The 11,927-nt window shown below is 73.2% G+C and carries 10 protein-coding genes and 1 pseudogene; 4 read left to right on the plus strand and 7 right to left on the minus strand.

Annotation, left to right across the window (positions count from 1 at the left end; all coding sequences use genetic code 11):
- Positions 1-314 precede the first annotated feature (314 nt).
- Positions 315-629: a hypothetical protein gene (locus LZF96_RS12750; protein ID WP_233870486.1), complete on the plus strand. Its 315-nt coding sequence runs from the start codon at positions 315-317 to the stop codon at positions 627-629.
- Positions 630-825: 196 nt separating this feature from the next.
- On the opposite strand, the gene LZF96_RS12755 is transcribed toward LZF96_RS12750, so the two are convergent.
- The 3 genes from LZF96_RS12755 to LZF96_RS12765 all read right to left on the minus strand — a co-directional run bounded on the left by LZF96_RS12755 (position 826) and on the right by LZF96_RS12765 (position 3,970).
- Positions 826-1,260: an ATP-binding protein gene (locus tag LZF96_RS12755; protein ID WP_308294195.1), complete on the minus strand. Its 435-nt coding sequence runs from the start codon at positions 1,258-1,260 to the stop codon at positions 826-828.
- A 577-nt stretch (positions 1,261-1,837) separates the two neighbouring features.
- A complete protein-coding gene (locus tag LZF96_RS12760) occupies positions 1,838-2,608 on the minus strand; it encodes an enoyl-CoA hydratase/isomerase family protein (protein WP_233870492.1) in 771 nt (256 codons plus the stop codon).
- Positions 2,609-2,731: 123 nt separating this feature from the next.
- Positions 2,732-3,970 carry an Ig-like domain-containing protein gene (locus LZF96_RS12765; RefSeq protein ID WP_233870524.1) on the minus strand — a complete coding sequence of 413 codons (1,239 nt, stop codon included), beginning with the start codon at positions 3,968-3,970 and terminating at the stop codon, positions 2,732-2,734.
- A 432-nt stretch (positions 3,971-4,402) separates the two neighbouring features.
- Between LZF96_RS12765 and glgX the strand changes: the two genes are divergently transcribed.
- The 3 genes from glgX to LZF96_RS12780 all read left to right on the plus strand — a co-directional run bounded on the left by glgX (position 4,403) and on the right by LZF96_RS12780 (position 8,410).
- Complete coding sequence (gene glgX / locus LZF96_RS12770) at positions 4,403-6,901, plus strand: glycogen debranching protein GlgX (RefSeq protein WP_233870495.1); 2,499 nt, start codon at positions 4,403-4,405, stop codon at positions 6,899-6,901.
- 259 nt (positions 6,902-7,160) lie between these two features.
- The gene (locus LZF96_RS27035) at positions 7,161-7,457 is read left to right on the plus strand and encodes an EF-hand domain-containing protein (RefSeq protein ID WP_233870496.1); all 297 of its coding nucleotides are present in this window, start codon (positions 7,161-7,163) and stop codon (positions 7,455-7,457) included.
- Positions 7,458-7,732: 275 nt separating this feature from the next.
- Positions 7,733-8,410 (plus strand): ADP-ribosyltransferase, encoded by a 678-nt coding sequence (locus LZF96_RS12780; RefSeq protein ID WP_233870498.1) that lies wholly within the window; start codon positions 7,733-7,735, stop codon positions 8,408-8,410.
- A 48-nt stretch (positions 8,411-8,458) separates the two neighbouring features.
- Here LZF96_RS12780 and LZF96_RS12785 read toward each other — a convergent pair whose 3' ends face one another.
- The 4 genes and pseudogenes from LZF96_RS12785 to LZF96_RS12800 form a co-directional block, all read right to left on the minus strand.
- On the minus strand, positions 8,459-9,169 hold the full coding sequence (locus LZF96_RS12785; protein WP_233870500.1) for a 4'-phosphopantetheinyl transferase superfamily protein: 711 nt from the start codon (positions 9,167-9,169) through the stop codon (positions 8,459-8,461).
- Positions 9,170-9,262: 93 nt separating this feature from the next.
- Positions 9,263-9,892 (minus strand): annotated as a pseudogene (locus LZF96_RS12790) (ABC transporter ATP-binding protein); the annotation flags it as partial.
- Between the two features lie 22 nt (positions 9,893-9,914).
- Complete coding sequence (locus LZF96_RS12795) at positions 9,915-10,379, minus strand: GNAT family N-acetyltransferase (RefSeq protein WP_233870502.1); 465 nt, start codon at positions 10,377-10,379, stop codon at positions 9,915-9,917.
- A 62-nt stretch (positions 10,380-10,441) separates the two neighbouring features.
- Positions 10,442-11,806 carry an MFS transporter gene (locus LZF96_RS12800; RefSeq protein ID WP_233870504.1) on the minus strand — a complete coding sequence of 455 codons (1,365 nt, stop codon included), beginning with the start codon at positions 11,804-11,806 and terminating at the stop codon, positions 10,442-10,444.
- Between the last annotated feature and the right edge of the window lie 121 nt (positions 11,807-11,927).

Here is an 11,927-nt window from a genome sequence, read left to right on the forward strand (position 1 = left end):
TGACTCACGTGTTTTCGGCCGGTCCCGGTGGATCCGCCCCCGCCGACGCGTTCCGGCCCGGCCGGTCCCGGCGGCTTTGCCGCCCACTCGTCCGGGTGGTCCCGCCCGGGGCGGCACGGGGCCGTCCCATCCCCCGTTCGAGCGGTGATCCGGGGCCGTGACGCTCACCCACCGGCCGTGCGGCGGCCCTCCCACCGGGCGGGTTCCGTCGTCCGGGCCCGGTGAGCGGGCCCGCCGCCCGTTCCCCGTCCGGGCGCCGCCGATCGGGGACGCGGTGCGCGGAGTTGTCGGTGGCGCGGCCTACGCTGGCGGACATGAGTCAGCACAATGACTGGGCGGAGATGCAGGCCGCGCTCCGCACCGCCTCGGACATCGGCTTCGCCGAGGAGATGCCGACCGGCGAGCAGGCGGAGTTCCTGGTGGACGCCCTGCGCAGGGCGCTGGTGGCGGCGCAGGGCCTGACCGCCGGCCCCGGCGCGACGGGATGTCGGATCCACCCGCACGGTGCGATCGATCCGTTGTACGGGGACAAGGAGGACCCGCTGCCGCAGGGATGGGGGAAGTGCCTGCTGTGCAACGACCGGCGGCGCCGGGCCGCCTCGGCGCGCCGGCGGGCGATGCCGCGTTGAGGGGGTCGGGAGGAGCGGGCCCCGGCCCGGGGCCCGTGCGGTCCGGGGCGTCGGGGAACAGGTGCCGCGGGCCGGGGGTTCGGCGCGGCCCGAGGGTTGCGGGGTTCCGGGTGGTGGAGGCGGCCCGGGCGGGTCGGTGAGACGGGGCCGCGGGGCCGATCGACGGGGAGGCGGGAGGTCGACCGGCCCCGCGGGGTCAACGTCCGCCGACCCGCATTTCGAACCAGACGCTCTTGCCCTGCGGGAGCAGGTCGGCGCCCCAGCGGTCGGAAAGGGTCTCCACGAGGGTCAGCCCGCGCCCGGTGGGGTCCAGGGGGTGGGTGGGCAGTCGGCAGGGCAGGGCGCGGGAGGGGTCGCGGACCTCGACCCGCACCCAGCCGCGACGGCGCCGGAAGCGCAGCCCGAAGCCGTCGGCGCCGGCGTGCCGCACCGCGTTGCCCACCAGTTCCGAGACCAGCAGCACGGCGTCGTCGGTGAGCTCCACCGGGAGCATCCACCGGGCGCGCAACTGCAGGAGGGTGATGTGCCGTGCCGCCCGCGCCGAGCGCGGATGGGAGGGCAGGACGATCTCATCGGTGGCCGGGTCGATGGTCAACGCCCTGACCGCCCGTACCGCTTCCAGGGGGTCCATCGTGCCGTGAGCGGCCGGGCTCCCCGCTGATCCGGCGCCCGGTTCCACGACCGCTTCGCCGCTTGGCCCCCCGCTTCGCCGCGGGGTGGTCTCCGCCGTTGCTCCCATGTCCCCCATCATGGCGCGCATATGCCGGCTCCGGGACCGTTTCGGGATGATCGAGCATGCTCCGGGGGAGGGACGGATGTCGCCTTCCGGCTGTTCGGAACCATTTGTTCTCGGGGGAGATGGGGACGGGATCATCCCTGTCACCAGCGATGACGGAACTTCGGCCGAGTAGCCGCGAAGAGGGGCGCACGGCCCCTTCCCGGCGCCGGAACCGACCGAAAACTTCGGGTCGCGCCGACGTACGGATGGGGCACGAAAGAGTGACGCGCGCCCGGCGGAGCGCACGAGAGCGCATCGATCCGATCCATGCGCTGTCCGTGCGCTCCCGCCGAGCCGTCCCGGTTCCGTCGGGGGTCCGAGCCGGCTCTTCCACGGCATCGCGCCCCGCCGGCGGGCGGCGCGGAACGCGGCCCGGCCCGGCTCGGCCCCTCCCGGGAGCGGCCGAGCCGGGCCGGACGGTGTGCTCGGTTCAGCGGGTGAAGCGGGCCTTCCCCGGACCCTCCTCGACGAAGGAGCGCATCCCGATCTCCCGGTCCTCGGTGGCGAAGAGCGCCGAGAACCAGGCGCGTTCCAGTGCCAGGCCGCTGTCGATGTCCGCCTCCAGGCCGGCGTCGATCGACTCCTTGGCGGCGCGCAGCGCGATGGCCGGTCCGTCCGCGAGCTTCCGCGCCAGGGCGTCGGCCTCGGCCATCACCTCGGCGGCGGGCACCACCCGGTCCACCAGGCCGATCCGCAGCGCCTCCTCGGCGCCCACCATGCGGCCGGTGAGGATCAGGTCCTTGGCGCGGGAGGGCCCGACGAGGCGGGGCAGCCGTTGCGTGCCGCCGGCACCCGGGATGAGCCCCAACAGGATCTCCGGCTGGCCCAGTTTCGCGTTGTCGGCGGCGATCCGCAGGTCGGCGCAGAGTGCCAACTCGCACCCCCCGCCCAACGCGTAGCCGGTCACCGCGGCGATCACCGGTTTGGGGATGCGGGCCACGGCGGTGAAGGCGTCCTGCAGGCCGCGGGAGCGGTTGACCATCGCGCGATGGTCCATCCCCCGCATCTCCTTGATGTCGGCGCCGGCGGCGAACACCTTCTCGCTGCCGCGCACCACCACCGCCCGGATGTCCTCGCGGGTGGTGATCTCCTCGGCGAACGCGCGCAGTCGGTCCTGGATGTCGATGTCCAGGGCGTTCATCGGTGGGCGGTCCAGGCGGAGGGTTCCGACACCGTCCGCCACCTCCAGGTGTACGGTCATGGCCGCCAGGTTAGCGGCCGTTCACGGGAACGGGCCCGGTGCGCTTGCTCACAGCGCGCCGGGCCCGTTCCGCGGTGGGGCGACGGGAGGTTCCGCCGGCGCCCACCGGTCCGTTTCGTTCTCCTACTGTCCGGAGCCCCAGGCGCTCCAGTCCGCGTTCCAGCCGCCGAGGCCGTTGTCGGGGGCGATGACGGCGTCGTTGGAGTTCACGACCTCCACCACGTCGCCGATGATCGAGTTGTCGAAGAACCAGGCGGCGGGGGTGTTGGGGTCGTTGGCGCCCTGCTTGTCGAACAGGCCGATGCAGCCGTGGCTGACGTTCTGCGAGCCGAAGGTGGCCTCGCTCGCCCAGTAGTTGCCGTGCACGAAGGTGCCGGAGGTGCTCAGCCGCATCGCGTGCGGGACGTCCTCGATGTCGTACTCGCCTTCGAACCCGACGGTGGAGCCGTCCATCCGGGTCTCCTTGAGGCGCTCGGTGATCACCATTTTGCCGTTCCAGGTGTCGTTGCCCGGCTCGCCGGTGGTCACCGGCAGGGTGCGCAGCTCCTCGCCGTCCCGCACGACCCGCATGGTCTTGGCGGCGGCGTCCACGGTGCTGACCTGGTGCCGACCGATGGTGAAGTACCGCTCGTTGTGCCGGGTGCCGTAGACGCCCGGCGCCCCCTCGACGCCGCGGGTGCGGAACTCGACGGAGACCTCGGTGCCCGGCTGCCAGTAGTTCTCGGGGCGGATGTCCAGGCGCTGATTCCCGAACCAGTGCCCGCGCAGCTCGACCTCGGGCTCGGTGGTGACGCGGATGGCCTCCTCGACGGCTTCCCGGTTCTCGATCGGGGCGTCGAAGGTGATCGACATGATCATGCCGGTGCCGACCGTGGCGTCCTCGGGGACGTTCCAGTTGGTGGCGAAGGTCGCCTCCGCCTCGAGTGTGGTGAAGGTGGAGGTCTCGTTCACCGTCTCGCCGTCGGCGGTCTCGGCGGTGGCCTCCACCGTGTAGACGGTGCCGGTGGCCAGGTGTTCGGTGGGCTCCCAGGTCGTGGCGGCGTCGTCGAGTTCACCGGCCACGATGCCGCCCTCGGGGTCGGTGACCGCGACCTCGGTGAGGGTGCCGTCCGTGATGGTCACCCGCAGTTCCCCCTCGGTGGCCACGTCCTCGGCTCCGTCGTCGGGGGATATGAGGAGTTCGGCGCCCGCCCCGGCGTTCTTCTCCCCGTCGCCCCCGGTTCCGCCGGAACTGTCGTCGGCGCTGCTGCTGCCGCCGCAGGCGGTCACCAGGACCAGCAACGCGCTTGTCAGCGCGGCGGCCACGACGCCCCGGCGGGGTGCCGCGCTCCCCCTGGTGTCCCCGACTCCCCTGATGGCCATGGTCCCCCGACTCGTGGCCCGCGTCCTCACGATGTTGTTCTCCCCTCGCACCGCACGTGGCACCCGCTGTTCCCACGGAGGCCATATGGCCATGTCATCACATGGATTCGACGGTCGGGACAGGGGATTGTCACCGTTCTGTCGCAGGTTCCCCTCCGGGCCGTGTCGTGGTCGACCCCGCGGCGTTCCCCCGGCTCCGACACCAGCTCCTTCGCCGATGCGTTCCCGTCCCGACCATCTTTCCGGGTGGGTCATATCACCCCCCCGGGCCCGGCATGGTGTGCTTTTTCCGGCAAAACTGATGGAATGACGCGAAACGACCCAGCGGGTGATGCGGCGTGATGAGATGACGGTGACCGGGCAGAGATGACACGAAAGCGAAAGCGACAGCGCCGCGCGGCCGACGAGCCGCGAACCCCAGGAGGCGGACAGGTGTCCCAGGCAGCTGAACAGGAGACGGCGCCCGGCTCCGGGCGCGGTGCCGACGTGCCCCTTCCCGAACACCCCCCTCGAACCGGCTCCCGGGGCACGGGGCCGCGCCCCGACACCTCCGGGGGCGCTGACCGGCAGGAGGTGTGGCCCGGCAGTCCGCAGCCGCTCGGCGCCCGCTACACCACCGGTCCCGACGGGGTCCAGGGCACCGGTTTCGCCCTGTGGGCGGGCGGTGCCGAGGGCGTGGAGTTGTGCCTCTTCGACGACGCCGGTCGCGAGACCCGTTGCGAGCTCACCGAGCACACCCACGAGATCTGGCACGGCTTCCTCCCCGGTGTGCGGCCCGGACAGCGCTACGGCTACCGCGTCCACGGCCGTTGGGACCCGTGGACCGGAGCCCGCTGGAACCCCGCCAAGCTCCTCCTCGACCCCTACGCCCGTGCCGTGGACGGGGAGTTCGCCCTGCCCCCGGAGGTGTACGGCCACGTCCGCGACTGGCCCGACCAGGAGTTCGCCGACACCGTCCGTGACGACCGTGACTCCGCGCCCCTGGTCCCCAAGGGGGTCGTCGTCCACGACACCGACACCTGGGCCGACGACGTGCGCCCCAAGACCCCCTGGTCGGACTCGGTGATCTACGAGTTGCACGTGCGCGGCTTCACCATGACCCACCCCGACATCCCCGACGAACTGCGCGGCACCTACGCCGGGCTCGCCCACCCCGCCGCGATCGACCACCTCACCCGGCTGGGCGTCACCGCCGTCGAACTGCTGCCGGTCCACCAGTTCGCCCACGAGGACCACCTCCTCAGGCGCGACCTGCGCAACTACTGGGGTTACAACTCCATCGGCTACTTCGCCCCGCACGCCGCCTACAGCGCGAGCGGCAGCCGGGGTCAACAGGTCGGCGAGTTCAAGCAGATGGTCCGCGCCCTGCACCGGGCGGGCATCGAGGTCATCCTCGACGTGGTCTACAACCACACCGCCGAGGCCGGACCCCTGGGCCCCATGCTCTCCTTCCGCGGCATCGACAACCGCGGCTACTACCGGCTGGGCGAGGACCCCCGTTACTACGCCGACTACACCGGCTGCGGCAACACCCTGCACGTCGTCCAACCCCAGGTACTGCGGCTGATCACCGACTCCCTGCGCTACTGGGTGCAGGAAATGGGCGTGGACGGCTTCCGATTCGACCTCGCCGCGGCCCTGGCCCGCTCCATGCACGACGTGGACATGCTCTCGCCGTTCCTCGCGGTCATCGCCCAGGACCCCGTGCTGCGCCGGGTCAAGCTCATCGCCGAACCCTGGGACGTGGGCAGCGGCGGCTACCAGGTGGGAGCCTTCCCACCGCTGTGGACCGAGTGGAACGACCGATACCGGGACGCCGTGCGCGACTACTGGCGCGGCGCCCTGCCCGACGTACGGGACCTGGGCTACCGGCTCTCGGGCTCCAGCGACCTGTACGCCTGGGGAGGCCGCCGCCCCTACGCCTCGGTCAACTTCATCACCGCCCACGACGGCTTCACCCTGCGCGACCTGGTCTCCTACCACGACAAGCACAACGAGGCCAACGGCGAGGACAACCGGGACGGCACCGACGACAACCGTTCCTGGAACTGCGGCGCCGAGGGCGAGACCGACGACCCCGACATCCTGGCCCTGCGCCGCCGCCAACTGCGCAACATGCTCACCACCCTGCTGCTGTCCACGGGTGTGCCGATGCTCGTCGCCGGCGACGAGATGGGCCGCACCCAGGGCGGGAACAACAACGCCTACTGCCAGGACAACCCCATCGGGTGGATGGACTGGGGGCTGCGCGACGACCCCGGGTGGCGTCCCCTGTTGGAGCTGACCACCCGGCTGATCCGGTTGCGCCGCGAGCACCCGGTGCTGCGCCGCCGCGCCTTCTTCTCCGGCCGTCGCCAGGGCCCGGACGGCATCCGGGATTTGGCCTGGTTCACCTCCGGGGGACGGGAGATGACCGAGGAGGACTGGTACCGGCCCGGTCTGACCCTGGGTATGTACCTCTCCGGACAGGACATCCCGCAACGCGACCCGCGCGGCCGCCCGGTGGTGGACGACAGCTTCCTGGCACTGCTGCACGCCGGCCACGAACCGGCGGAGTTCCCGCTGCCCGGCGCGCCCTGGGCGGATTCCTACGAGGTGGTCCTCGACACCACGCTGGAGGACCAGGCCCGGGCGCCGGGCGTCGAACACGTCCCCGGCGAGCCCCTGACCCTGCCGCCGCGCTCGGTGCTGCTGCTGCGCGCGGTGCGCGGATCGGAGCCCGGACGCGTCGTCCAACCGGCCGCCTCCGACGGGATGGAGGACATCGACGCGGTGCGCGGTGCCGACCGGGTGGTGCCGGTGCCCGGCGTGGTGCCGGTCGACGGGCTGAAGCGGTCCACACCGCGCGAGGAGGGCGGGGCGAACGGGGGAGCGGGGAAGCGCGACGGCGGCGCGGGAGACGCGGCTCCCGAGGGCACCGTAGGACGCTGAGCCGGGCACGGAACGGCGGGGCGGGGAACCGGGCACCGGTTCCCCGCCTCCCGACGGATGGGCCCCGGAGGGCGGATGCGCCGGGCGGATGCGGGGCAGGAGCCCCGCATCCGCCGGACCCGGCCGGTCCGAACCGCTCAACCCGTCCGAACCGCTCAGCCGGTTCGAACCGCTCAGCCGGTTCGACCCGTCCGACCCGCTCGACCCGTCCGTCGATTCCGGTGTCCCACCGGAATCCCGCACCCACCCGGAGCAGCACGTGAACCCCGAACACACCACCGACATCGAGAATCCCGCCGGCGCCGGCGACGCCGAGGAGGCCGGTCGCGCCGAGGCCCGCGAGATCTTCGACCGCTTCGACCTCAACGGCGACGGCCGCATCACCCCCGAGGAACTGCGGCAGGTCCTCGTGGACAGCGGCATCGACGTGGAGACCGAGGACGCCCGCCGGCTGATCGCCCTCCAGGACCGCACCGGCGACGGCCTGCTCTCCTTCGAGGAGTTCTGGACCGCCCGCCGGGAGATGCTCCGCCGGGGCCCCGGTACCCATTCCTGAGGTTTCCCGAGGTCATCGAGGCGCCCGGCGCCTCCGACACCCCCGACGCGTCGGGGGCTCCCGGGCGTTGGTTCGCGCCGGGCCCGGGACCGCCGTGCCCGGCGGGGGGAGAGGAGTCCACCCGCCCGGTGGGGCGGCCCTGGCCCGCCGCGAACCGGAGATCAACAGCTTGTCCGAGAAGCGGTGTTCACGGCGCGTCAGCCACGGGCCGGGGACACGCCCCCGACGGGTGAAAATCCCGTCGTCACGGCGTCGTCCCCGCCACAGTGACGCCCATGATCGCTCCACTGCTCCGCCGCGCCGCCCGGGCACGCCTCGCGGTTTCGGCGGCCCTGCTCGCGGCCCTCCTCGGCGCCCCGGCCGCCACGGTCGCCCACGCCGCCCCGGTCCCCGTCGCCCCGCCACCACCGGCCGTCCTCGCCGCTCCCGCCGCCCCGGCGGCCGTCCACCCCGCCGCCGCCTGCCCGGTGGTGGAGGACCGGCTGTACGCGGCGGCCGTCCGCGACGTGGACCTCCGGCGCATCACCCCCGAACCGGCCTGGCGCACCGACTGCCGACAGCTCTACCGGGCCGACCGCCGTGCCCCCTCGGTGATCTTCGAGGAGGGCTTCCGGCCCTGGGACACCGTCAACGGCCAGTACGACCTGTACTCCTACACGCAGGTCAACCAACCCTCGCCGTACGTCAGCACCACCTACGACCACGACCTGTACAAGTACTGGTGGAGCGTGGGGTGGAACTACTACATCGACGCCCCCGGCGGCATCGACATCAACGGCACCATCGGGGACGACCACCGATGGGCGGACCAGGTGGAGGTCGCCTTCCCCGGTGGCGTGGACCACTCCTTCGTCGCGGGCGGCTGCCCGGTGGACCCGCGACTGCGCATCGAGATCATGTCGCAGTGCGTGGACAACCCCCACTACGAGCCCTGGCGCACCCGCGCCGGGTGACGTCCCGGCGGGACCGACGGGCGGTGACCGACCCCGGACCGGGGTCGGTCACCGCCCATCCGCGTCGGTGGCGGAACCCGGCACGGTGACAACGGTCAACACCAACCCGCCGCGCACCAGCCACCGCCCGTCGAAGCCCGACAGGCGCCGCCCCGCCACCACCGGCCCCGGCACCAGCAGCCGGGCCCGGAAGGCGCCCGAGCCCGGCCCTTCCTGATCCGGGCTCAACCCCAGCTCCGCCTCCTCGAACCCCAGCCACGCCCCGGTCAGCGGGAACCACGCCTTGTAGACGCTCTCCTTGGCACTGAACAGCAGCCGCTCCCAGTGCACCGAGGGGTGCCGGGCGGCCAGGTCCGGCAGCAGCCGCTCACGCTCGGTGGGCACCGTGACCAGCCTCGTCACCCCCGGCTCGCGCAGCGGCTCGTGCGGCTCGGCGTCCACCCCCAGCGAGGCCCACCGACCCCGACGGGCCACGGCGGCGCCCCGGTAACCGGCGCAGTGCGTCATGCTGCCGATGATCCCGTCCGGCCAGCCCGGCGCCCCGCGTTCGCCGGGCAGCAGGGGCGCCGGCGGCACCCCGAGCCGGCCCAGCGCCTCGCGGGCACAGGCCCGCACCCCGGCGAACTCCCGGCGACGCTTGGCCACCGCCCGCGCCACCACCGCCTCCTCCTCGGGGAACAGCGGCGGCAGGTCCCCGGTGTCGGTCTCGCCGAACAGCTCGGCGGACTCCACGTCGGCGGGTAGCAGTTCCTTCAGCACCCCCACATTGTGGACCGCGCCGGGCGCCGGGGGAATGGTGCCCGCCCCCGGAACCCGGGGCGGGCCCGGCCCGTCGGATCCCCGGGCCCCCGCTCAGCGGGCCCGGACGGAGTGCAGCCGCGCGTACTCGCCGTCGGCGGCCAACAGTTCCGCGTGCGTGCCGCTCTCCACGATCCGCCCCGCGTCCATCACCACGATCCGGTCCGCGCCCCGGATCGTGGACAGCCGGTGCGCCACGACGAACACCGTGCGGCCCGCCATCAGTCGGTCCGTCGCCTCCTGCACCAGCGCCTCGGAGCGGGTGTCCAGGGCCGAGGTCGCCTCGTCCAGGATGAGGATGCGCGGGTCGCGGATCAGCGCGCGGGCGATCGCCAACCGCTGCCGCTGACCGCCGGACAGCCGGGCGCCGCGCTCCCCGACCACGGTGTCGAGCCCGTCCGGCATCCGCTCCACGAAATCCAGCGCGTTGGCGGCCCGCAAGGCCGTGCGCACCGCTTCGTCGTCCACCTCGGGCAGGCCGTAACCGACGTTCTCCCGGACGGTGCCCTCGAAGAGCACCGGCTCCTGCGGCACCACCGACAGGAAACGGCGGTAACTGCGAAGGTCCAGCCCGGCGGTGTCGGTGCCGTCCAGCAGGATGCGGCCCGAGGTGGGTCGGATGAAGCCGATGAGCAGACCGAGTACGGTCGACTTGCCCGCACCCGCTCGGCCTGCGGGGCTGACGGGGGAGGGGGCGAGGGGCGGGTCAGCTGATGACGAAGCGGAGTTCCGGTCGTGACCAGGTGACCTTCGGCGGCGACGGCGGCACCGTGCCGACCGGCTCGGCACCCTGGCTCCGGTAGAACTCCTCGGCCGGCGGATGGGCGACCACCCGTACCTCCGGCAGGCCGGCCGCCGCGGCCTGCTCCTTCATGTGCGCCATCAGGAGCCGGCCGATGCCGCGCCCCTGGGCGTCGTCGGCCACGAACGCCAGGTCCAGTTCCGGTGGTTCCAGCACGAGCGCGTAGAACCCCAGCGGTTCGCCAGCCGTGTTGGCCGCCGTAAAGACCTGGTGCCGGGCGATGTACTCGGCGGTGACCTGATAGCCGGCGATGATCGGGGCGTAGCGGCCGCGGTAGGCGCCGGACGACCGGACCAGAGCGGTCAGCCGTCCGGCGTCGGCCGCGGTGGCCCGGCGTACGGTGGCGAGGTGCGGAGCGGGTGACTGCATGCCTTCAGTCTGTCCGCCGGCCCGGTGCGGCGCAGCCGCATTTCACGACGCGCGGCGCCCGCTCAGCCCTCGACGGCGCGCGCTTCGGCAGCGGCCACCCGGGCGCTGTTGATGCGCGGCAACGCGTAGGCGAGCAGCGCCAGGTGGGCGAGCCCGGCGAGCAGGAACGGCATCCGCAGCGCCCCCTCGCGCCCCAGCCACGGCTCCCCGGCCGTGACCAGCACCCCGCCCAGTGCGGCGCCCAGCGAGAGCGTGCCCCAGCCGAAGAAGCGGTAGACGGAGTTGCCCCGCCCGAGCAGCCGGTCCGGGATGAGGCGCTGGCGCAGCGAGACGCTGACTACGTTCCACAGGATCATCAGGAAGCCGCTCACCACGCCGGTGGCCCAGAAGAGCACCGCCGAGGAGATGGTCGACAGGACGCAGAGCGCCGCCCCCGTCCCGGCGATGGAGGTCAGCATGGCGGTACCCGGCGTCAGCCGGGCCGCGACGCGGTCGGCGATGGCGGAGCCCGCCACCGCACCCACCGCGAAGCCCGTAGTCACCAGGCCAAACTGCCAGCCCTGGTAGAGGTTCAGCACGTCCTGGACGAAGAGCACGAGGACCACCATCGCCATCGCGCCCAGCGCGTTCATGGCCGCCAGCAGCAGCGCCAGGGTCCGCAGCAGTCGGTGGCGCCACAGCCAGCGCATCCCCTCCGCGATCTCGGCACGCCAGGAGATGCGGCCGGTCCGCGCGCCGGCCGCCGGGGCGAAGGAGCCGGCGAGGGTGAAGACGAGCAGGGCGCTGACGGCGAGCAGCCCGGCGTTGAGGAAGAAGGGCAGCGCCAGGGCGGCCGCCACCAGCAGCCCGCCCAGCGGCGGGCCGATGAAGTTGTTGGTGGCGGTCTCGGCGCCCCACATCCGGCTGTTGGCCTTCTCCAGGTCGCGCTTGTCGACCACCGAGGGCAGCAGGGTCTGGGCGGCGTTGTCGCGCAGCACCTCGGCGCTGCCGAGCAGCAGGGCGACGCCGCACAGCGCGGCCAGCAGCCAGCCGGCGTTGCCGGGCGGCGGGGCGCCGGCCGCCAGTTCGGCGGGGGTCGGCAGCCCGTCCTGGTGGAGGAGCAGGGCCGCGCCGAACGCCGCGACGACGGCGAAGCGGGCGGCGTCCGCCCAGGCGACCAGCAGCCGCCGGTCGATCCGGTCGGTGATGACGCCGGCCGGCAGCGCGAAGAGCAGCCACGGCAGCCGGGTGGCGAGGGCGACAAGCGCGATCAGCGACGCCTCGCGGGTGAGCGAGGAGGCCAGCCAGACGACGGCCACCGTCATCAGGCCGTCGCCGAGGTTGGCGGCGGTGGACGCGGACAGCAGCCTCCAGTAGTTCCGTCCCAGGCGCCGGCGGGCGGGCGGCACCGGCACCGACGCGGGCGTGCTCCGGGTGTCCTCGCTCATTAGAGGACCATCCCTTCTGCAGCCCTCTTCGGTAGGGTTGTGACCTCTCGGTCCCGGTGGGTGCATGGCCAAGCTTGCGAGCCGCTCGACGGCCAGCATGAGTTCCGCCAGCCCCGCCGGG

The organism is Streptomyces sp. ST2-7A, assembly GCF_021390475.1.
Classification (GTDB): domain Bacteria; phylum Actinomycetota; class Actinomycetes; order Streptomycetales; family Streptomycetaceae; genus Streptomyces.

What these genes read in the sequence shown, in the direction of transcription:
- LZF96_RS12800 (WP_233870504.1), bottom strand. Translation starts at nt 11,806, where the DNA reads ATGAGCGAGGACACCCGGAGCACGCCCGCGTCGGTGCCGGTGCCGCCC.
- LZF96_RS12765 (WP_233870524.1), bottom strand. Translation starts at nt 3,970, where the DNA reads ATGGCCATCAGGGGAGTCGGGGACACCAGGGGGAGCGCGGCACCCCGC.
- LZF96_RS12760 (WP_233870492.1), bottom strand. Translation starts at nt 2,608, where the DNA reads ATGACCGTACACCTGGAGGTGGCGGACGGTGTCGGAACCCTCCGCCTG.
- LZF96_RS12755 (WP_308294195.1), bottom strand. Translation starts at nt 1,260, where the DNA reads ATGGACCCCCTGGAAGCGGTACGGGCGGTCAGGGCGTTGACCATCGAC.
- LZF96_RS12780 (WP_233870498.1), top strand. Translation starts at nt 7,733, where the DNA reads ATGATCGCTCCACTGCTCCGCCGCGCCGCCCGGGCACGCCTCGCGGTT.
- LZF96_RS12795 (WP_233870502.1), bottom strand. Translation starts at nt 10,379, where the DNA reads ATGCAGTCACCCGCTCCGCACCTCGCCACCGTACGCCGGGCCACCGCG.
- LZF96_RS12750 (WP_233870486.1), top strand. Translation starts at nt 315, where the DNA reads ATGAGTCAGCACAATGACTGGGCGGAGATGCAGGCCGCGCTCCGCACC.